Source organism: Peribacillus sp. NPDC096447, assembly GCF_044762725.1.
Taxonomy (GTDB): domain Bacteria; phylum Bacillota; class Bacilli; order Bacillales; family DSM-1321; genus Peribacillus.
Map to the genome: position 1 here is coordinate 550,002 of NZ_JBIWEV010000004.1, position 21,131 is coordinate 571,132.

At 41.6% G+C, this 21,131-nt stretch carries 17 protein-coding genes; 6 read left to right on the top strand and 11 right to left on the bottom strand.

The genetic code is table 11. The features are described 5' to 3' along the window. Window positions 1-7: 7 nt before the first annotated feature. The gene (locus ACIQZD_RS17025) at window positions 8-1,360 is read right to left on the bottom strand and encodes an aspartate aminotransferase family protein (protein ID WP_402904759.1); all 1,353 of its coding nucleotides are present in this window, start codon (window positions 1,358-1,360) and stop codon (window positions 8-10) included. A 258-nt stretch (window positions 1,361-1,618) separates the two neighbouring features. Between ACIQZD_RS17025 and ACIQZD_RS17030 the strand changes: the two genes are divergently transcribed. The 5 genes from ACIQZD_RS17030 to pepT all read left to right on the top strand — a co-directional run bounded on the left by ACIQZD_RS17030 (window position 1,619) and on the right by pepT (window position 7,956). Beyond that, window positions 1,619-2,302, top strand: a complete 684-nt coding sequence (locus ACIQZD_RS17030) for a polyphosphate polymerase domain-containing protein (protein WP_402904761.1) — start codon at window positions 1,619-1,621, stop codon at window positions 2,300-2,302. Window positions 2,303-2,337: 35 nt separating this feature from the next. Then, the gene (locus ACIQZD_RS17035; RefSeq protein ID WP_402904764.1) at window positions 2,338-3,033 is read left to right on the top strand and encodes a DUF4956 domain-containing protein; all 696 of its coding nucleotides are present in this window, start codon (window positions 2,338-2,340) and stop codon (window positions 3,031-3,033) included. Window positions 3,034-3,102: 69 nt separating this feature from the next. Then, window positions 3,103-4,824, top strand: a complete 1,722-nt coding sequence (locus tag ACIQZD_RS17040) for a CotH kinase family protein (RefSeq protein WP_402904766.1) — start codon at window positions 3,103-3,105, stop codon at window positions 4,822-4,824. 291 nt (window positions 4,825-5,115) lie between these two features. Further along, window positions 5,116-6,579 carry an alpha-amylase gene (locus ACIQZD_RS17045; protein ID WP_402904768.1) on the top strand — a complete coding sequence of 488 codons (1,464 nt, stop codon included), beginning with the start codon at window positions 5,116-5,118 and terminating at the stop codon, window positions 6,577-6,579. Between the two features lie 141 nt (window positions 6,580-6,720). After that, complete coding sequence (gene pepT / locus ACIQZD_RS17050) at window positions 6,721-7,956, top strand: peptidase T (RefSeq protein ID WP_402904845.1); 1,236 nt, start codon at window positions 6,721-6,723, stop codon at window positions 7,954-7,956. 60 nt (window positions 7,957-8,016) lie between these two features. On the opposite strand, the gene ACIQZD_RS17055 is transcribed toward pepT, so the two are convergent. Together ACIQZD_RS17055 and ACIQZD_RS17060 are read right to left on the bottom strand one after the other, a co-directional pair. Then, on the bottom strand, window positions 8,017-10,086 hold the full coding sequence (locus ACIQZD_RS17055) for a catalase (RefSeq protein ID WP_402904770.1): 2,070 nt from the start codon (window positions 10,084-10,086) through the stop codon (window positions 8,017-8,019). 325 nt (window positions 10,087-10,411) lie between these two features. Next, a complete protein-coding gene (locus tag ACIQZD_RS17060; RefSeq protein ID WP_402904772.1) occupies window positions 10,412-11,860 on the bottom strand; it encodes a DEAD/DEAH box helicase in 1,449 nt (482 codons plus the stop codon). A 293-nt stretch (window positions 11,861-12,153) separates the two neighbouring features. Here ACIQZD_RS17060 and ACIQZD_RS17065 point away from each other — a divergent pair, with 293 nt between their 5' ends. Next, the gene (locus ACIQZD_RS17065; RefSeq protein WP_402904774.1) at window positions 12,154-12,486 is read left to right on the top strand and encodes a heme oxygenase; all 333 of its coding nucleotides are present in this window, start codon (window positions 12,154-12,156) and stop codon (window positions 12,484-12,486) included. A 61-nt stretch (window positions 12,487-12,547) separates the two neighbouring features. Here the strand turns inward: ACIQZD_RS17065 and rlmN are convergent, their stop codons facing one another. From rlmN to walK, 8 genes are all read right to left on the bottom strand, one after another. Further along, window positions 12,548-13,615 carry a dual-specificity RNA methyltransferase RlmN gene (rlmN, locus tag ACIQZD_RS17070; RefSeq protein WP_402904776.1) on the bottom strand — a complete coding sequence of 356 codons (1,068 nt, stop codon included), beginning with the start codon at window positions 13,613-13,615 and terminating at the stop codon, window positions 12,548-12,550. An 81-nt stretch (window positions 13,616-13,696) separates the two neighbouring features. Continuing rightward, the gene (gene rlmH, locus ACIQZD_RS17075) at window positions 13,697-14,176 is read right to left on the bottom strand and encodes a 23S rRNA (pseudouridine(1915)-N(3))-methyltransferase RlmH (protein WP_063234290.1); all 480 of its coding nucleotides are present in this window, start codon (window positions 14,174-14,176) and stop codon (window positions 13,697-13,699) included. A 372-nt stretch (window positions 14,177-14,548) separates the two neighbouring features. Continuing rightward, window positions 14,549-14,710 (bottom strand): CxxH/CxxC protein, encoded by a 162-nt coding sequence (locus ACIQZD_RS17080; RefSeq protein ID WP_101223962.1) that lies wholly within the window; start codon window positions 14,708-14,710, stop codon window positions 14,549-14,551. A gap of 176 nt (window positions 14,711-14,886) precedes the next feature. After that, window positions 14,887-16,107 (bottom strand): S1C family serine protease, encoded by a 1,221-nt coding sequence (locus tag ACIQZD_RS17085; RefSeq protein ID WP_402904779.1) that lies wholly within the window; start codon window positions 16,105-16,107, stop codon window positions 14,887-14,889. Window positions 16,108-16,380: 273 nt separating this feature from the next. Continuing rightward, window positions 16,381-17,175 carry an MBL fold metallo-hydrolase gene (locus ACIQZD_RS17090; RefSeq protein ID WP_402904781.1) on the bottom strand — a complete coding sequence of 265 codons (795 nt, stop codon included), beginning with the start codon at window positions 17,173-17,175 and terminating at the stop codon, window positions 16,381-16,383. A gap of 6 nt (window positions 17,176-17,181) precedes the next feature. Further along, a complete protein-coding gene (locus ACIQZD_RS17095; RefSeq protein WP_402904783.1) occupies window positions 17,182-17,976 on the bottom strand; it encodes a two-component system regulatory protein YycI in 795 nt (264 codons plus the stop codon). Beyond that, on the bottom strand, window positions 17,963-19,297 hold the full coding sequence (locus ACIQZD_RS17100; protein WP_402904785.1) for a YycH family regulatory protein: 1,335 nt from the start codon (window positions 19,295-19,297) through the stop codon (window positions 17,963-17,965). Before ACIQZD_RS17100 ends, ACIQZD_RS17095 begins: the two co-directional genes overlap by 14 nt. Further along, a complete protein-coding gene (gene walK, locus ACIQZD_RS17105; protein ID WP_402904787.1) occupies window positions 19,294-21,126 on the bottom strand; it encodes a cell wall metabolism sensor histidine kinase WalK in 1,833 nt (610 codons plus the stop codon). The genes ACIQZD_RS17100 and walK overlap by 4 nt, the downstream gene beginning before the upstream one ends. Window positions 21,127-21,131: the final 5 nt, after the last annotated feature.

A 21,131-nucleotide genomic window follows, 5' to 3' on the forward strand; every position in this document is an offset into this window, starting at 1 on the left:
TGATCATTCACCCTCTTGCAACAGCTGCACGAACAGCTTGTTCAAAAATTGCAGTGGCCTCGCGAAGCTGGGATTCCGTAACGATCAATGGAGGCAAGAACCTCACTACACTTCCATGTCTGCCGCCAACTTCCAGAATCAACCCTCTTTGAAAACATTCCTGTTGAATGGCACTGGCAAGTTGCGAATCAGCAGGATGGCTCCCATTCGCATTTTGCGGTTCTTCATGATTGATCATTTCCACACCGATCATTAATCCCCGGCCCCTGACATCCCCGATCTGCGGAATATCTTTTTGCAAATCTTTAAGAATATCCTTTAAGATTTCTCCCATTTTAGCGGCATGCTCCACAAGATTCGTCTCTTTCATGTATTTTAAAGTTGCTGTTCCCGCTGCCATCGCCATTTGATTTCCGCGGAACGTACCGATATGTGCACCTGGAGACCATAGATCCAGCTCTTTGTTATAAATCACCACCGATAATGGAAGACTTCCGCCTATTGCTTTGGATAGTACAAGAACATCCGGAACGATACCTGCATGTTCAAACGCAAACATTTTCCCTGTACGGCCGATACCTGATTGAACTTCGTCGATGATTAGTGGAATGCCCTTCTCTTTCGTTATTCTCCTGATTTCCTTAAGCCATGGAATTGGAGCTGGAATGGAACCTCCCTCGCCTTGTACTGCCTCCAAAATCATTCCTGCAGGCGCCAATAACCCTGATTCGGGATCGTTCAATAGATTTTCGATATACTGGCTGCTGATTTTATGGCTTTCTTCTCCGCCAATTCCAAAGGGACAGCGATATTGGTAGGGATACGGCAGGAATTGTACATCCGGCATCAACCCTTGTATTTTTTCCTTTGGTTTTGTATTGCCGCTGATTGACATCGTTGCATGCGTTGCCCCGTGGTAAGCTCCTTGGAAGGATAATATACTTCTATTGCCTGTCGCTGTTTTAACCAGTTTAAGTGCTGCCTCAATGGCATCTCCGCCAGTAGGACCACAGAATTGAATTTTTGCATTTTTCCTTAATTCCTCAGGCAGGCATTCAAAAATTTCATCGACGAACTGCTCTTTGATCGGCGTCGTAAAGTCCAATGTATGTAAAGGACGTTTATCCTTAAGAACTTTTTCCATTGCTTCAAGCACAGCCGGATGATTGTGTCCAAGCGCTAATGTTCCAGCCCCGGCAAGAAAATCAATATATCGTTTTCCATCCATGTCTGTTAGGTAAATTCCCTCCGCTTGATCGATCGCAATGGGTAATCTTCTAGGATAAGATCGGGCATTTGATTCCCTTGTATTTTGTTGTTCCAGTAGTTGATCATTTTTTGTAAGCGTATTCGTTACCATAGTAAACCTCCATGTATTGAATTAATTGAGAATAATTATCATTATCATGAAACCTATTCTACTGATAATGATAATTACTCTCAATGAGTAAATACACTCATTTTTCTTCTAGTAAATTCCAATAAAATTAAGAAAAGGTTAAAACTGGGGCCTATTCTCTATTTATCTATTGAATATAAAAATGTTGTTAAGGTTTTATTAAGATTCTGTTTATAAGCTGAATGCGGTCAAAAAATCAAAGAAAAGGAGGAACCAACAATGAATGGTTTAAAGGGAAGGCGGGAGCTCAAACATGCAATCACCAAAGCGGATTGTCACTTATTAAGAAAAAATCTGCAAAACTTCATGAGCCTTGATCCGCATGGGCTGGATGGGAAATATTTAATTCGAAGTGTCTATTTCGATAACTTTGACAATAAAATCCTGCGGCAAAAAACAGAGGGATTCTATCACAGGGATAAGTTCAGGGCTAGACTTTATGATCATAATACCGATTTCATCAATCTAGAAAAAAAGAGTAAGCGGAATAACCTTACCTATAAACAGAAGTGCTGGCTTTCTGCCGAGGAATACGAACGGATCCGTTCAGGGGATATAGATTGGATGTCCGAAGATTCAAGGGCTATCCTCAAGGACTTATACGTTCAAATGACCCTTTTCCAAATCAAGCCGACAACCGTCGTTGACTATGAAAGGGAGGTATTCATCTATGAGTACGGAAATGTGCGGGTCACCTTTGACAGTAATGTGAAAACGAGCTATCGGGATACGGACTTCCTGAATCCCGAGCTAATCGTGGTTGATGCTTTAGACCCAGATTGTGTCATCCTGGAAATAAAGTTTGACGAATTTCTTCCGGATATCATCAAACGATTGTTATCCATCATCGATACTAGAAAAACAGCTTTTTCAAAATATCAACTAAGCAGAAGATACGGCTGATTGCAGCAAACACTTAATATTTGGAGGAATAGCAAATGGATACGACGACAACTGGCACCACTTTTAATGATATTTTCAAATCAAGCTTTTTGGACAAGACCGAGAACTTTTCAATCATTGACTCCCTAATTGGATTACTGTTGGCATTTGCCATCGGATTGTTCATTTACGTCATTTATAAGAAGACCTTTTCCGGTGTGATGTACTCACACAATTTCAATATATCCCTCATCATCATGACAATGGCCACGGCTTTGATCATCATGGGCATATCAACGAATATCGTTATCTCCCTTGGTATGGTCGGTGCACTCTCCATCGTACGATTCAGAACGCCCATCAAAGATCCCATGGACTTGGTCTTCCTATTCTGGGCAGCGGCCTCCGGGATTTTATGCGGGGCAGGACTAATTCCGCTGGTTATCATCGGTGCAATCTTAATAGGTATCGTCATGCTCATATTTGCCAATCGGATCACTGTTGAAAATCCATTTTTATTAATCGTTAAATATTCAGATGCATCAATTGAAAAAACGTTGGAAGAAATGATATCCAACAAGGTGAAAAAGCATTCCGTCAAATCGAAATCCGTCATGGCGGATAATAACCTCGAAGTGACATATGAAATTCGATTAAAAGATAATAATGCCGAATTCATTAATCAAGTCAAGGACATGAACAGCGTTCACTCTGCCATCATGTTAAGTTATGATGGCAACTTCACAGCTTAAGATAGATGGCGGACATAAATATCCATGCCCACCCCTCTATATAAGACTACAGGAGGAAGGAGCCAAGGCATGTTAAAAACAAGATATGTAGTAGCGACCATTGGATTATTGATAATGATTTTTATAGCAGTGCTATTTTTCCTTCCCAATCTCCAAGTTGAAAAAGCCACTAAAGGAAATACTTATACAAAATCTGTATTTGATCAAAGTAAGGTGACAACCGTCGATATAACATTGGCTGATGAGGATTTGGATTCCATCCTGGAAAACCCCACTGAAAAGGAGATCGTAAATGCCGATGTAACGATAGATGGGGAGACGGTTAAAAACGTGGGATTTCGCACCAAGGGAAACCTTTCCTTGAATTCCGTTGTTCAAATGGGAGATTCCGATCGTTACAGCTGGAAGATAGACTTTGATTATTATCAGGAAGATCAAGATTTACATGGCCTGAAAAAGTTGGCTCTAAACAATAATTACAGTGACCCAACCTATATGAGAGAATACCTTTCCTATGAATTAATGGACAAGATGGGCATAGCGACTCCTGGACATTCCTATATGTACGTGACCATTAACGGAAAGGAATGGGGCCTTTATCTAGGGGTGGAAGCTATAGAAGAAACCTTTCTAACCACCAACTTCACTGATGGCACAGGAGATCTCTATTATCCGGATGGTACGGGAAGCGATTTAAAGTGGATCAGCGAAGACATTGATGACTACACAGGAATAAACTTGAAAACAAACGATAATTCGGACCAATCCGCCATGATCAAAATGCTTGATGCCATCAATAATGGTGGAAATCTGGAGGAAGTCCTGGATGTCGATGAGATGCTGCGCTATTTCGCAGCCAATACTGCCCTTGTCAACCTCGATCACTATCAAGGAGATAAAAAGCACAATTACTACCTGTATGAAGAGAACGGGGTCTTTTCGATATTGCCTTGGGACTATAATATGTCATTTGGCGGTTATTCCGGAGGCGGCGGGCGACTGGCGGGCGACTCTGATCAAGAAACCGCTGACCAAAAAGATGGAACGGCTGCTGAGGGTAACGCCGATGACACTAAGCAGGATGACAAGGAACTCCTTGGAAGGGCACCGAATATGAACGGTGGCGGAATGATGGATATGAGTTCAAATTTCATGAATGAAAGTAATATCAACTTCAGCATTACCGAGCCTGTTTCAGGTACGACCCTTGAAGAGCGCCCTTTATTGAATGCCCTGCTTTCCAACGACGAGTACCGTGAAAAATATTATGATTATCTAAATGACATTGCCACAGATTTTTTCTCTGAAGAAAATATGACAGCAATGACCACTGAAATTTCTACATTGATCACACCATATGTGAAAAAGGACCCGACCAAGTTTTATACAATGGACGAGTATACAGAAGCAACGTCAGGCGAGGAAACCCTGGTTGACTTCGCTGTCAAACGTGCTGAATCAATCTTGGCACAGCTTTCAGGAGACCTGGTCGTGGAAGCCGAGACAGAAAGCAGTATGGGCGGCGGAGCTCCTAATATCGGCGATGACGCAAATGCAGGTCAGCAACCACCAAACATGGGCGGCGAGAATGGGGCTGCGATGCAGCCTCCTGGCATGGACCGGGGCGGGAATGGAGCACCTCCTGGTATAAACGGGAACATGGCCCAAAAGGGGGCAGGTAACAGCAGCTCCTCAAAAGATACGATCATTCTATCTTCCGTGCTTCTAATCTTATTATTAGGTGCAATTGCTTTCGCCCACTTCTTTAAACGAAGAGGTAAAAAAGAATAATAGACTTACGAAAAACTGAGGTATCCCTAAAATTCGGGATACTTTTTTGAATGGTGTATAGGCATTCTCCGGGTTATTCCTCCACATTTGAATTATTTTTAGCTGCTAATCAATATAAAATATCCTTATTTGGTATAAAATAGTAAAATAGAGAGGTAAATGAACCTCTAACCTGAGGATTGTTCACTTGTTTATCATTTGATTTTAGTGGGTAAAGATTTCCATTATTACTTTATCCGATCGCATTAGTTTCACTTTTGTAAAAAAAGGTCGGTGTCAGGGGGGGAACGGATGAAAAGAAATCATACGATGATGCAATTTTTTGAGTGGCATCTTGAGGCAGATGGTTCTCATTGGGAAAGATTGAAATATGCAGCCTCCAAGTTGAAGGATATAGGAATTGACTGCGTTTGGCTTCCGCCAGTCACCAAAGGGCAATCCGTTGGGGATAATGGATATGGAATATATGACGGTTACGATTTGGGGGAATTTGACCAAAAAGGAACCGTTCGTACCAAATACGGGACGAAAGATGAATTGCTGCAAGCAATAGCCACCTGTCATAACTATGGACTTTGCGTTTATATCGATTTAGTCATGAACCATAAGGCAGGAGCTGACGGAACCGAAAAATTCGAGGTGATTGAAGTCAATCCAGACAACCGTATGGAAGATATCTCAGAACCATTCGAAATGGAAGGCTGGACAAAATTCGATTTTCCGGGACGTAAAAATAAATACTCTGACTTTAAGTGGAACCATACTCATTTCAATGGTACAGACTATGATGCCGAAAACGACAAAATGGGCGTATATCGCATCACAGGCGAAAATAAGCACTGGAATAAGCATGTCATCGATGAATTCGGAAACTACGATTATTTAATGTTTGCCAACATCGATTACAGCCTGCCGGAAGTTCGTCAGGAAATGATTAGCTGGGGAAAATGGATGGTTGATACGTTAAAGTGTGATGGTTTTCGTTTGGACGCCGTTAAACATATCGATTATGAATTCATCAATGAATTTCTCCAAGAACTCATTCCTTATACAAAGGAACATTTTTTCATGGTCGGCGAATTTTGGAAGGCGGATGTTAAAGCCTGTCAAACTTACTTAGAGCAAACCAATCATGACCTCAACTTGTTCGATGTTTCCCTGCATTATAAATTTCATGAGGCCTCAAACGCAGGAACAGACTTCGACCTCTCAACCATCTTTGATGATACCCTCGTCCAAACCAATCCAGCAGAGGCTGTCACTTTTGTCGATAACCATGACTCCCAGCCTCATGAATCACTGGAGTCTTGGGTAAAGGACTGGTTCAAGCCATCGGCATATGCACTTACCTTGCTTAGACTTTGCGGTTATCCGTGTGTCTTTTACGGGGACTATTATGGAATCGGCGGACCTTCTCCGGTGCCTGGGAAAAAGGATATCCTGGATCGCCTATTATATGCTAGGTATGAAAAAGCTTACGGAGAACAGACCGATTACTTTGATGATCCAAATACGATAGGCTGGGTCCGGCACGGAGTTGAAGAGCTAGAAGGCTCGGGGTGTGCGGTCATTATCTCTAATGGAGATCACAACAGTGAAAAAAGGATGTTCGTCGGTGAACATCGGGCTGGTGAAATCTGGAGTGATTTAACTTGTCATAGAGATGACCACATTACCATTGAAGAAGATGGGTTCGCGACATTCCCCGTTCATGGGAAAAGCGTATCCGTATGGGCCTTGAATAATCCACTCTAAAAAGAGATAGCAAGGAACGGCATGTCTTTTGCAGATATGCTGTTCTTTGCTGATGACACCACTCTAGAAGATTTTGAAAAAGATAATTTTTCCATTACAGTCAATCATGGTAAGATAAGGGAAAAAGGAGTTGAAGGAAAAGTGAAAAATGAAATCATTGAAAGATTCACTTCTTATGTGAAAGTGGATACCCAATCGAATGAGGAAAATCCCTCATGCCCCTCTACACCCGGACAGCTGACCTTGGCAAATGCATTGGTCAAGGAACTTCAATCCATTGGGATGAAGGATGTGACAATTGATGGGAACGGCTATGTCATGGCAACCTTGCCAGCCAATTCAAATAAGGATGTCCCGACAATCGGTTTCTTGGCCCATGTCGATACAGCAACGGATTTCACTGGAAAAGATGTAAAACCGCAAATCGTTGACAACTATGATGGCAAAGATCTTACTTTACATGAAAAATTGGATGTCATTCTTTCACCTGATGATTTTCCTTCGCTTAAGAACTATAAAGGGCATACCTTGATTACAACGGATGGGACAACCCTGTTGGGAGCAGATAATAAGGCTGGAATTGCCGAAATCATGACTGCCATGGATTATTTGATCCAGCATCCGGAAATCAAGCATGGAAAAATCCGTGTTGCTTTTACTCCCGATGAGGAAATCGGAAGGGGACCCCATAAGTTTGATGTAGATGCTTTTGGTGCCCAATTTGCCTACACCGTGGACGGTGGCCCACTTGGAGAACTTGAATATGAGAGCTTCAATGCAGCATCGGCCAAAATCATGATCAAAGGGACGAATATTCACCCTGGTACGGCTAAAGGAAAAATGGTCAACTCAGCCAAAATCGCAATGGAATTCCATAATAAGCTTCCAGTGGCAGAAGCACCGGAATATACGGAGGACTACGAAGGATTTTATCATCTGCTTTCATTTCACGGTGACGTGGAAGAGACCAAGCTTTCTTACATCATCAGGGATTTCGACCGCCAAAAATTCAATGACCGCAAGGAATATATAACAAAAGTAATCGAGGATTTAAAAGAAGAATATGGGCAAAACCGGATCCAGCTTGAATTACACGACCAATACTTCAACATGAAGGAAAAAATTGAGCCCGTGAAGGAAATCGTGGATATTGCCCATGAAGCAATGGAGAAACTCGATATAAAACCGAAAATCTCACCAATACGCGGTGGTACGGACGGTTCTCAATTATCGTATATGGGCCTGCCAACACCCAATATCTTTACGGGCGGGGAGAACTTTCATGGCAAATATGAATTTATTTCCGTCGATAATATGATACTGGCCACTAAGGTGATTGTTGGCATTGCATCGCTTTTTGAAGAAAAAGCAAAGTAAGCATGATACCTGTTTATTAAAAAACCCCCAGACTCCAAGTCTGGGGGTTTTGATTCAATATTAAGCGCGTGTCCAGTGACGGTGCTTGGCAATTGCGTCAATAAAGGCAGAACCACTATTTTTATCCGTAACAGCTACAATGCCTGCGGCTGGATCATTGGAAACGATGCCTGCCTTCGATAAAATCTCGGCTCCTTCTTTTCCCGCACCAATCGCTTTGAAATGATTGTAGGCTTCATCAACAAAGTAAATGGGTTCCTTGGACGCCTTTAAGACATCGACACTCTCCTGGCCTCCTGCCACATATACAGCATCGAAAAGTACCGAATCGGCTGTCAGGAATGTCTGATTCACCTCGACCTGCTGTCCTTCAGAACTTGTAATCACTCCACGATTAATGCTGATGATTTCCGCCGTTATACCTGCCGATTTAAATGATTCTAACACTTGATTAACCTCCGGCCCGTTGAAACCATCTGCGGCCAAGATTGCCACTTTTCTTGTTGCGGCCGTGTTCACTTTCATTTGCTCCTGGCTTAAGGCCGGAGATGCCAAATCCATTTTGACTTCACTCTTGTTGGCTGGAGGCTTCACGCCCACTCCAATAGCGATCGTTTTAGCCAGTTCGACATCTACATTGCTGAACATCTCGACAATTTGCTGCTGAACGTCCTTATTTTTCACTTTTCCCACTTCAAAGTGGAAAGCCTGTATAATATGCTCCTTCTCCACTTCCGTCATGCTATTCCAAAATAGTTTAGCCTGGCTGTAATGATCCTTGAAGCTTTCACTGCGCTGCCGGACCTTTCTGCCTTCGACTTTTTCCTGGTAATGTGCATAGCCGCCTTCCTCTTCCGAAGCAGGTTCAGGAGAGTTACCTGCAAGGGAATTTTTGTGGTAGCTGACCGGCCCTGGATTTATTGACATTCTGTGCATGCCATCGCGCTGATTATTATGGACGGGAGCAACCGACCTATTAATCGGAAGCTCATGGAAGTTCGGTCCTCCCAATCGGGATAGCTGGGTATCGGTGTATGAGAATAAACGTCCCTGAAGCAGCGGATCATTTGAAAAATCAATACCAGGTACAACATGCCCCGGATGGAAGGCTATCTGTTCCGTCTCTGCAAAAAAGTTATCCGTATTTTGGTTCAAAACCATTTTTCCGATTATTTTCACAGGGATTTGTTCTTCCGGCCATAGTTTAGTAGGATCGAGGATATCAAAGTCGAATTTGAATTCATCTTCTTCCTTAATCATTTGCACGCCAAATTCAAATTCAGGATAATTTCCGGTATCTATCGCTTCCCACAGATCTTGGCGATGAAAATCAGGATTCTTCCCTGCAATTTTCTGTGCCTCATCCCAGACAAGGGATTTAACTCCCAGTACAGGCTTCCAATGGAATTTAACGAAATGGGCCACGCCCTGCTCATTTACAAAACGGAATGTGTGGACACCAAACCCTTCCATCATCCGGAAACTTCTCGGTATGGCCCTATCAGATAGATGCCACATGACCATATGTGCCGTTTCTTCATTGTTGGCGACGAAATCCCAAAAAGTATCATGGGCAGACGCGGCCTGAGGTATTTCATTATGAGGCTCCGGTTTAACCGCATGAATTAAATCCGGGAACTTAATGGCATCCTGGATAAAAAATACCGGAATATTATTTCCGACCAAATCATAGTTTCCTTCCTCCGTATAAAACTTTGTAGAGAATCCCCTTACATCACGGACCGAGTCTGCCGAACCTCGGGAACCTGCCACAGTGGAGTAACGAACGAATACTGGTGTCTTGACTGAAGGGTCTTGAAGAAACTTGGCCTTTGTATATTCGGTCATCGGTTCATATACCTGAAAATATCCATGTGCTCCAGATCCACGCGCATGGACAATCCGCTCAGGAATACGCTCATGGTCAAAATGAGTCATTTTTTCACGAAAATGAAAATCCTCCATCAAAGTTGGACCACGGGTTCCCGCTTTCAAAGAATGCTCATCCTCAGAAACACGCAAACCTTGGTTAGTCGTCATCTTTTTCCCATTATCGTCCACTCGATATTGATCCAACTGCCGCTGCTTACTATGCTCATCGATTCTTCCGCTTTCATTTTCTTTCGTCATCCCACTCATTCCCCTCCATGTCTAAGAATTCAGATTAAATCGTGTTGTATGTATTTATTGATTCAAAATAACTGCATTATCCTTCCTCATATACCACTCTGTTTTGACGGATAAACAGAATTCAGAAAAAGAATCCCACATCCTCATAAAACAAAAAAAGGATTCCAGTGAGAACGGATTATTTCGGGGTAGGTCGAATTATGTCTGAGATAGGTCGAATTCTTCCCGTCCCTAGTTTTGAAACAATGGGGACGGGAAGAAAAACATATAAAAAAGGAGCGGGAAGACCGATTTTCGGCCTTCCCGCTCCTTACATTCAACATCTTTAGTTCTTAAAGGCCTCTGAAACCTTCAAAAGCTTGCCTTTTACTTTCGTATTTTTCATTACTTTCAAGACAAGTGGTCCCTTTTCATTCAATATTTCCACATAAGAAACATTGTCCTGAATCGTAATGATCCCGATGTCCTCTGCATTCACTCCATCAATCTTAGCGATGGTCCCGACAAAATCCACAGCCCTGAGTTTCTTTTTCTTGCCGCCATTAAAATACAGCTTCATGATTTGTTTATTCAATTGTTCACTTTTATCTTTTTTGATCTTTGGACGAGCTTCCAGTTTCGCTTCGAATTCCATTTTTTTATTGGAGACTTCCTCTTTTGAAGGAACAGTCATCTTAGGGATTTCAAAACCGATATATCCTTGGATCTCAGCAAGGAATTTATCTTCGTACGGCGTCATAAAAGTAATGGCCTTTCCTTTTTTGCCGGCACGGCCCGTTCTTCCAGTCCGATGTACGTAACTTTCCTTTTCCAATGGCAGGTCATAGTTAATCACATGGGTTATATTATCGATGTCAATTCCACGTGCAGCAACATCTGTCGCAACCAAATAGCGGAATTCACCTCTTCTGAATTCATTCATCACTGCAAGGCGATCTTCCTGAAGCATGCCGCCGTGAATCATATCACACGGATATTCCAGCTCCAGCAGCTGTTCACATACTTGGTCCACCCTATCTTTTGTCCGGCAGAAAATGATACAGCTATCGGGGTTTTCCGTGATGGTGACGTCTCTAAGCAGGGAAAACTTATCATCTTCCTTCACTTCAATAAGAGCGTGTTCAATTTTCTCCGTCGTTAATCCCTTTGCTTTGATTTCAATATCCAAAGGATCTTTCATATATTGCTTGCATAGTTTTTTTATACTCTCAGGTAACGTAGCAGAGAACAGCATGGTTACTCTATCTTTCGGAAGCTCTTTAATAATGGCTTCCACTTGTTCAATGAAGCCCATATTCAGCATTTCATCCGCTTCATCAATAACTAAATGAGTTAAGCGTTCCAAGGCGAATGTCCCTTTCTCGATATGATCCAGAACACGCCCCGGAGTTCCAACGACTACATGGCTTTTTTGTTTCAATTCCGCTTTTTGGAGTGCGAATGGATGTTTTCCATAAACTGCAGTAGCCTTTATCCTCTTAAATCTGCCAATATTCGTAATATCCTCTTTAACCTGCACGGCAAGCTCACGTGTCGGTGTTAAAATAAGCGCCTGAGGCTTATTCTCCTCCCAATCGACCATTTCGCAGATCGGTATGCCGAATGAAGCGGTCTTGCCGCTTCCCGTTTGCGATTTAACGACAAGATCACGCTTTTTCAGCGCCACTGGAATCACTTCACGCTGTACCTCGGTTGGATGTTGATATCCCAAGCTTTCTAATGCCCTTACAATTTCATCGCTTAATGTATAATCAGTAAAACTCAATTCATTCATATAACAGCCTCTTTTGTTGTTTAGTATGTTGCCTTATTGTTTCCATAATCGTAATTTCCTTATACAGAGTTCTATTATACGCGATATGCATCGATAAACCTTGCAATATCCAAATTCAATTGCCTTATTTCAATATATTGAAACGTCCGGCCTCATTAAAACAAGGGTCATCAGGATCTCATGATCCGAGTTAATCAAAATGGACCCTGCTTCTTTCAATATGCTAAAATATGTATGAAATTGCGGAAAATAGGGTGTAGATTCTAACCGAAGTCCAAAAGGAGAGCTGATTTATGATAATCGTAACGAATAGAATCAGAGTCAAAAAAGGGATGGGTGCAGTCATGGCCCCTGGATTTACTGCACCAGGTCCACTTGATACTATGGAAGGCTTCGTAAAAGTTGAAGTATTATTAACGCAGAATTTGTCGGATTACGATGAACTGAGCGTAAATATGTACTGGGAAAACCTTGATAACTTTACTGCTTGGAGAAATAGCGATGCATTCAAAGCTGCACATAAACGGCCTGAACCAGGTTCCGGTGAAGCAAAAAAAGAATCTCCAATTCTAGGCAGCGAGCTTACAACGTATGAAGTCGCCTCGGTAAAGGAAGTAGCTAAATAATGAAGTCATGCCAAAAGAGGCCGCAAAATATGCGGCCTCTTTTTGTTTTATCTTAATGAATTTACTTAGCTTCAGCCTTCTTGATTTGTTTACTTCTAAGCTGACCGCAAGCCGCATCAATATCCGTTCCATGTTCTTGGCGGATTTTACAATTTATGCCTCTCTTTTTCAGCGTATCATAAAACGAGAGAACGGACTCTTTTTCACTTCTTTGGTATTGACTATGCTCATCTACAGGATTATATGGGATCAGGTTGACATAGAGGCGATGTTTTTTGTCCTCAAGAAGATTGGCGAGTTGCTCGGCTTCTTCTTGGTGGTCATTGACATCTTTCAATAGGATATATTCAATCGTAATTCTCCTATTCGTTTTCTCTAAATAATAATCAAGAGATTTCATCAATTTTTCTATTGGAATACCTCGGTTTATTTTCATGATTCGTGTCCTGAGTTCATTGTTCGGCGCATGCAATGAGATGGCCAGATTCACCTGTAATTGGGTATCGGTGAATTCATAAATCTTATTGGCAAGACCGCTCGTCGAAACAGTAATGCGCCTAGCCGCTATGGCAAGACCCTTATGGTCCATGAGCACCTTCAAAAAGTCTATCATATTTTCAAAGTTATCGAACGGTTCGCCAATGCCCATTACAACAACATGGCTTACAACATCCCCTTGTTCCAATTTATCCAGATGCAGTTGAACGTTCATGATTTGTTCCACTATTTCCCCGCTGGATAAATCACGGCTTTTGGCCAATAATCCACTTGCACAGAAACTGCAGCCAATATTGCAGCCCACTTGGGTGGTGACACAAACCGAAATTCCGTATTTATGTCTCATCATGACCGTTTCAATAAGGTTTCCATCCTGTAATTTAAACAGAAACTTGATCGTACCATCTGCTGATTCTTGCTTAACGTGCTCAGTCAAAGTCTGGATGACAAAGTGCTCTTCAAGTAATTTTATGCAGTCTTTATTAACATCCGTCATTTCAGAGAAATTCGTCACACGTGTTCTATAAAGCCACTCCCAGACTTGGGAAGCTCTGAATTTTTTATGGCCATGGTCCAAAAGCCATGCTGTCAATTGTTCGAATGTTAAACCATAAATGGACTCTTTATTCATTCGTTACCCTCTTTTCATTACATTAAGATTTAATATGTTAACCCATTGACCTTACGGGGAATTTCCCCGGAATCAGTTCTTTCATTTATGATATGGTTCATTTCTATTTATCCGAAAAGCCCGATATATTTGCTCCACTAGAACCAGTTTCATTAATTGATGCGGAAAGGTCATTTTCGAGAAGGAAAGGGCATAATCACTTCTTGATAACACCTCGGTGCCAAGCCCAAGCGACCCGCCAATGATAAAAGCAATTTTGCTCTTTCCATAAGTGGCCAGCTGATCCATATGAGTGGCCAGCTGCTCTGAAGTAAGCTGTTTTCCATTGATCTCCAGCGTTATTACGTAGGTGTCCGGGCTGACTTTGGCCAGGATTCGTTCACCCTCCTTTTGCTTTACAATGTCCATGTCCGCTGCACTCAGGTTCTCCGGAGCCTTTTCATCCGGTACTTCGACAAGTTCTATATTAGCATAGGCGCTTAACCTTTTTGTATATTCAGCAATTCCTTGCTTTAAGTATTTTTCCTTTAGCTTGCCAACAGTAATAATCGTTATTTTCATATATATCCTCTAGCTTTCATTAATGTTTTTACTATCAATTGTTGGATTTGCCTACCTATTATCATACCTTACAGTGACCTATAAGCAAAACAAGCATATCCTTTCCAATTTTTTAAAAATAAAAACCGCTGCCACTGAAAGCGGCAACGGTAACTTTCATTATTTTTTAATGTATATTGAAGAATTTAGGCTGGACTTAGTTCAGATTCGATATAGAATCATGGTTGATTATTCGTACAACCAAAAGCTTGATTTAAACAATTCAACCCTCCAGTTTATTCTTCGGAAAATGTTAAGAACAGGTTACGAACATGTTATCCACAAAAGTTATCCACATATCCACAAAATCTATCCACATCTTGTATGGGAATATTAGTTCCCTACTAGATATATTGCCACGTTTCGACAATATTCACAGGTTGTTGATAACTGATTTTCTTCGGAAACCAGCGTTAAAACAGGATAGGTTTCACATTCGTATACCACTTCATCCAGCGCCATGTCCACGTGTTCCTGACAGCAATATAATTTCATCTTTCATATCTCCTTTCCCCTTCATTATTCCCAGTACTTCCATTCCCAATTATCCACAAGTTACTTGTAATCCATAATTACAGTATATATCCACAGGTAATCGTAACAAAAAATAAAAAAAGCGCAAGGAAATAGAAAGGACAGCAGGCATTTTCTGCCCCCTGTCCTTTTATGCTTTAAATTTCGCTGCTTGAAAGCGTGACTTCCGTAGTCTCTTTCTTTCCGTCACGGTAATACGTGATTTTAACTTTATCACCGACTTGTTTTTCATTGTAAAGGTATTTTCTTAATTCCACGACATCATGGATTGTTTCATTATCCATTCCAACTACGACGTCAAATTCCTTCAATCCTGCTTTGGATGCTGGAGAGTTGCTTTGAACGCCTGTTATTGCAACGCCAGAAGTAACTTTCCTTGGCAGCTTTAATGTATTTTGTTGATGGTATTGGGAAATTTCTTCTACAGATGCCAAGTTCACACCCAAGAAAGCACGTTTCACTTCACCAAATTCCTCTATATCATTAATAATCGGGATAACTGAATCGATTGGGATGGAAAGACCGATTCCTTCCACTGCATTTTCTGCAATCTTCATCGAATTTATTCCGATGACCTGCCCTGACATATTAACGAGTGCCCCCCCGCTGTTACCTGGGTTAATCGCTGCATCGGTCTGAATGACCTCCGCATTCCAATCCACTTGGCCGTCCTCATTGATATCCACCTCTATCGTACGCTCCAAACCGGAGATGATCCCTTGTGTGATCGATCCAGAGAATTGAAGGCCTAATGGGTTACCAATGGCAATTACGGGCTCACCAGGTTTCAATTTGTCAGATTTTCCGAATTCTGCAATGGTTTTGATTTTATCACCATTCACGACAATGACGGCTAAATCTGTCCATGGGTCACTGCCTTGTAGTTCAGCTGGCAATTTAGTGCCATCACTTAATGTCACTTCCAGTTCATTAGCGCCTTCAATGACATGATTATTCGTGACGATATAGGCCTTGCCGCCATCTTTTTTGTAGACGACTCCCGAACCTGTGCCGGCTTCTGCCGAACTGTCCTCGGCGTTGCTCCCTTGACTCCAGAAGTTCGTTTCCTGAATGTTAGTGATGCCGACCACTGCGTCGCTGGCTTTATCAACGGCATTGGTGACGGCACTTGTTACATCAACAGTAAGGTTTTGCTGAGCCTGCTCCGTGGACTCACTTCCCGTTGATTTTTCGGTTGTAATTTCGTTATCATCGTTATTTAACAGTCCACTTCCCGGAAAGGCTAATAAAATAAGTAAGGCCCCGATAATGGCGCCCCCCAAGCCTGCTAGAAAATAGCTCGTATGGCTCTTTTTCCGTTTATTTTGGTTCTCATCATTCTGATCATAATAACCCAAGACCGCCCCATCCTCTCATTTTAGGAATGAATTATAGCAATTCTATTGTTTGGTATCCTCCCTCAATTATACTCAATTACCGAAATTTTTCTAAAAAAATGCATGCTTTTATTTAAGGGAAACTAAAAAATTGACTAATATACAGCCATTTTCCTTTTACCTATACAGTTCTAACCAAACGATACCCCTTTTAATCCGATTCGTAACTTACGAATCGGAAATTATTAAAAATAAAAAGGAATGAACAAGGTATCCCTCATCCATTCCTTTTATTTATAATGTAACAAGTTCCGTTGGTCTTTTCGGGTCAGTATCATATAAGGAAAATTGTTCACCTACAATGATCCCCTTTGTCTTTAACGTTTGTTCGACCGACATTCTTGCTAGATCCTTCATATTGTTATCAAGGCTTAAGTGGGCCAAGTAAATCCGCTTGGTCTTATCACCGGCCACTTCACTCATGGCAAGGGCGGCGTCCTCATTACAAACATGTCCAACATCACTTAATATTCGGCGCTTGATGCTCCATGGATATTTTCCCATCCTCAGCATGGACACATCATGGTTACTTTCGAATACATAAGCATCGGCATTCGAGATGATTCCTTTCATCCGATCACTTACGTACCCTGTATCGGTAATGACCACAAGTTTCTTATCGTCATGATGAAAGACGTAAAACATCGGCTCTGCCGCATCATGTGAAACGCCGAAAGATTCTATATCAAGGCTGCCGAACGTTTTGACCTGTTCCATTTCAAATGTGAATTTTTGTTCGGTTGCAATTTCACCGATCGATCGCTCCATGGCATTCCATGTTTTTGCATTCGCATATATCGGGAGTTTATGTTTTCTGGCAACCACGCCAAGACCTTTAATATGGTCGCTGTGTTCATGGGTAACAAGGATACCGGACAGCTTCGACATATCACGGCCTATATCCTGAAACAATGATTCCAGGGCTTTACCGCTTAAGCCGGCATCGACGAGGAATGATTGATCCTCCGTTTCCACGAAAAAGGCATTTCCTGTACTCCCGCTTGCGAGAACACTAAAATGCATTGTCATCTATACTCACTCCAGTATTTTTTCTTCTGTATTCAATTCAATGACCTCTTTATCAAAAGCATTCACGAAGAGATCCGTTTCGTCATCAATGACCACCCACCATGTTGGCACAAGTAAATGTGACACAGATGTTGTCTGCAGCGAATTGTAATATCCCAATTTTACATTCGTGACTTTGCTTTTGGGATCAATATCACCATTCTGATATAATGCTCCGATAGCATTTAAAGCCGATGTCAATTCTTTAGGTTTATTGAATTTTTTGATCCCCTCTAAATACATCTGTTCATAGGAAACGATTTCACCCTTCTTGTTCAGATATAGAGTGACCTTCCCTTTACTATTATTAAAAAACATCTTTTTATCTGCCACTTGATAGCAGATGATGGTCTGGCTGATTTCATCATAGCTCCAAAAATGATATTCATTTCCATTTAATATATACTCCTTCAGGAATATATCAAGGTCTGCAGCATTAATTTCCTCTTTCATGCCAACCGGTATCTTAAATGTACCCACAAGCTTCTTATCATCGATGATTTTTGCTTTTTGATTTTTCAGGTGCTGTATATCTTTCTTCTCGAAGGTCTTGCTTTGGGCAATCAGGAATTGATCCGACTTTTGTTTCGGAAGTGGGGTTTCTATTAAAATCCCATCTTCTTTCAACAGTTCTTCCGTTGATGGCTCCGTAAAGCTTTCTAATTGGGAGTCATTAATCTTTTCCAGGAATTGATAAAGAAGAAAAATATTCAAAACGAAGAAAACCATGATGAAAATCGACTTTGTATTATTCCAATCCACTTTGATCGCCTCCCGTGTCATCAAAAGGCACAATAAACCATTTATCGCCGATACGATAATACCAAGTGGGCTCAAGTGTAACTAGAGTCACAAGTTTGGAATCGAGGGATTTATCCAGTTTATAGCCTATCGAGATGTCCTCCACGCTATTGAAATCGATATTATCTTTCGATTTCAGCTGATTCACTACTTCTTTACCGCTTGGTAAAGTCTCTGGCGATCCTACTGACGGGAGGACTGAGTCCAGTTTAAAATATGGACGGTCATAGCTATAAATTTCTTCTTTCCCCCAAATTTGCTCGATTTCCGTCATTCCGGATTCATTGAAGGCCGGATAACCATTCACAAATAAGCGGAATACCACTCGTTGCTCATTCTCCGACATATAGGCAAAGCGGTAATTGTTATCTTCCCAACCAGCATGATCATTGATGAACGCTATGCCTTTTTGGAGAAGGGCACTGGAACTGCCGAATAGCTTTCTCTTTTGTGCCGGATTGATATAAGAAATTAGGTAATTGTCTTTATTGACCGTCATCAGTCTTGTTCCATCCGTGTATTCCTCACCGACCGAAACGGGTTCCTGTCGTACGTACTTCGGATTAATAAATAGAGCGCTTTTAAGGTCTCCAATATCCAAATAGTCGATATAATATTCAAGTCTGTTGATCTCCACTGGCTTTTCCGGAACGAACAGCGTCCTTTTGCTGTTTATCGTTTCGGCCATGTATTTAGGGTGCTTATCGTAGGAACCCCTATAAAATGAATCCATGAAATTCCTTAGTTTTTTAGAGTCGACCATACCTTGATATATCTTCTCTTGATCATAGGAAACAAAATAAACGGCAGATTCATTACCGCTGATATCCTTTTGTTTAATGATGATTCGATCAAACGAAAATTCAGGCACTTCCTTATCCGTTATATTCAATACCGTTTTATAAAGAGAGATGGGGATATCATCGGAAAATTCGATTTCAATCGACCCATCTTCATGGACAAAATCGTCAAATTTCCTTTGCAGCCTTTTTACGGATACCTCTTTTAAGCCTCTGAAACGCCATTGTAAAAATTCCTTTTCCATTTCGTTGATTTCTGCCGGATTGGAAGTCTGGAAATGCTGCCCATTGCCATGGAAAAGGATACTGACTGGTTTAATGACATCACTGACAATCTGGACATCGCTTTTAATCTTTATAAATTCCGACGATTGTTCAAATAGATCATATTCAGGCTCGTACGTCCAAATGCTCCATGTCAAAAAAATGCTTGTCCCGACCAAAATAATCAGTATGATACTTTTTGCACGTTCAAAATTCATGACCAATCATCCTCTTCTTCCTGTTCGTAAGGAAGTGTAAAGAACACGGTAGTTCCTTTTCCATCCACACTTTCCGCCCATATTTTCCCGCCATGCGCCACGACCATTTCTTTTGCAATCGCTAAACCAAGCCCTGTCCCGCCTAAGTTACGGGCCCTTGCTTTATCCACACGGTAGAAGCGGTCGAATATTTTATCAATGACGTTTTTCGGGATACCCACTCCTTGATCTGTAATGCTCACAATGATAAAGCCATCAGATGCCCTGACGCGGAAAGTCACTTGACCCCCTTCAGGTGAATACTTTAATGAGTTGGAGATTACATTATAGAGAACCTGGGTGATTTTATCTTCATCAATATCCACAAAATAAGCTTCCTTCGGCAAATCACGCTTAAACGTGATGTCATCATTTTTCGTCATTTCAAAACGATCGATGATGTGGTCATAGAATTTATTGAAATTTACCCAGCCTGTTTTAAGCCTGTAATCTTTACTGTCCATTTTCGAAAGCTGCAGCAGATCATTAACAAGCCTGATCATTCGCTCCGTTTCATTTTGGGTCACACTTAAAAACGATGGAGCGATTTCCTCGTCCTTCCATGCCCCTTCAGCCAATGCTTCCAGGTAACTTCTCATCGTCGTTAACGGAGTTCGCAGTTCATGTGATACATTGGCAACGAATTCCCTGCGTTCACTCTCGATTTTTTCCTGCTCTGTTATATCATGCAAAACCGTGATCAAACCATTAACGAATCCCGTTTCCTTTTGAATGACCGAAAAGTTCCCCCTCAAAACGAAAGGACGATTTTTTTTGCTGTAATCAAGGATGATGGACTCTCGCTCTTCCAGTAAATCCTCAAATTTATATTCTTCTTCAAGACCCAAAACCTCAATGATCGGTTGGTTCATGACGGTTTCACTCGAGACATTCAATAATTGTGCCGCCGGTTCATTAATCAAGTTCACCCGACCGCGCCTGTCCGTTGAAATTACGCCATCCGTCATATTGGCAAGGACAGATGATAGCTTACGCCGCTCTCCCTCTGTGCTTGATTGCGACTCTTGAAGCTTTTTGGTCAAATTATTGAAAGTGACGGCAAGCTGGCCAATTTCATCATCGCCATATACCCTGACTTTTCTGGAGAAATTCCCTTTCGCCATCACCAGTGCTTGTTTTCTCATATCAGACATGGGTCTGGTGATCGTTCTTGCGAGCAGGATCCCCAAGATAGCCGTAATGACCAAAGCGATGGCCGTACCTGTCATGAAGATGCTATTGATTTCATCCATCTGCTCAAAGATATTTTCCATCTCCGCTATTACATAGACGGCGCCAATGACCTCCCCATTTGCTTCAACGGGTGTCGAAAGGACCCAGAGCCGCCTGCCTGTTTTCTTATCGCGAAATATATCACTATCTTCTTTTCCAAAAGTGAGCGTATTCTTAATGAGGACCTCTGTCGTCTTCTTCCCTACAATATCCTGGTTACCTAGGGCTGAAGTTCCGATCACGCGTCTGCTGCGGGTGTCGATGACTTGTACTTCCGAAATATCATTCGATGAATTATCCCGGTCTTTCAATATCGTTTCAATCGCTTCTTCGAGGGTTGGATCTTCCTCGCCCCTCTCTTTTTCCATTTCTTCACCAATGCTGTAGGTAAGCAGGTTAACGTGGCCTTTTATTGATTTCGTAAAGTTCCCAACTAGATTTTCTTCCAATTCCCCAACAAAATATACCCCGATTATTTGCATCGCTACGAAAATGAGCAAAACATAAATCAGAACAAATTTAAAATGGATTGAGCGAAAAAAACCAACCTTTTTCATAGAAA

Excerpts from the sequence above, each read along its gene's own strand:
- ACIQZD_RS17025 (WP_402904759.1), bottom strand. The coding sequence starts at position 1,360 with ATGGTAACGAATACGCTTACAAAAAATGATCAACTACTGGAACAACAA.
- ACIQZD_RS17030 (WP_402904761.1), top strand. The coding sequence starts at position 1,619 with ATGAATGGTTTAAAGGGAAGGCGGGAGCTCAAACATGCAATCACCAAA.
- ACIQZD_RS17035 (WP_402904764.1), top strand. The coding sequence starts at position 2,338 with ATGGATACGACGACAACTGGCACCACTTTTAATGATATTTTCAAATCA.
- ACIQZD_RS17040 (WP_402904766.1), top strand. The coding sequence starts at position 3,103 with ATGTTAAAAACAAGATATGTAGTAGCGACCATTGGATTATTGATAATG.
- ACIQZD_RS17045 (WP_402904768.1), top strand. The coding sequence starts at position 5,116 with ATGAAAAGAAATCATACGATGATGCAATTTTTTGAGTGGCATCTTGAG.
- ACIQZD_RS17055 (WP_402904770.1), bottom strand. The coding sequence starts at position 10,086 with ATGACGAAAGAAAATGAAAGCGGAAGAATCGATGAGCATAGTAAGCAG.
- ACIQZD_RS17060 (WP_402904772.1), bottom strand. The coding sequence starts at position 11,860 with ATGAATGAATTGAGTTTTACTGATTATACATTAAGCGATGAAATTGTA.
- ACIQZD_RS17065 (WP_402904774.1), top strand. The coding sequence starts at position 12,154 with ATGATAATCGTAACGAATAGAATCAGAGTCAAAAAAGGGATGGGTGCA.
- rlmN (WP_402904776.1), bottom strand. The coding sequence starts at position 13,615 with ATGAATAAAGAGTCCATTTATGGTTTAACATTCGAACAATTGACAGCA.
- rlmH (WP_063234290.1), bottom strand. The coding sequence starts at position 14,176 with ATGAAAATAACGATTATTACTGTTGGCAAGCTAAAGGAAAAATACTTA.
- ACIQZD_RS17080 (WP_101223962.1), bottom strand. The coding sequence starts at position 14,710 with ATGAAATTATATTGCTGTCAGGAACACGTGGACATGGCGCTGGATGAA.
- ACIQZD_RS17090 (WP_402904781.1), bottom strand. The coding sequence starts at position 17,175 with ATGACAATGCATTTTAGTGTTCTCGCAAGCGGGAGTACAGGAAATGCC.
- ACIQZD_RS17100 (WP_402904785.1), bottom strand. The coding sequence starts at position 19,297 with ATGAATTTTGAACGTGCAAAAAGTATCATACTGATTATTTTGGTCGGG.
- walK (WP_402904787.1), bottom strand. The coding sequence starts at position 21,126 with ATGAAAAAGGTTGGTTTTTTTCGCTCAATCCATTTTAAATTTGTTCTG.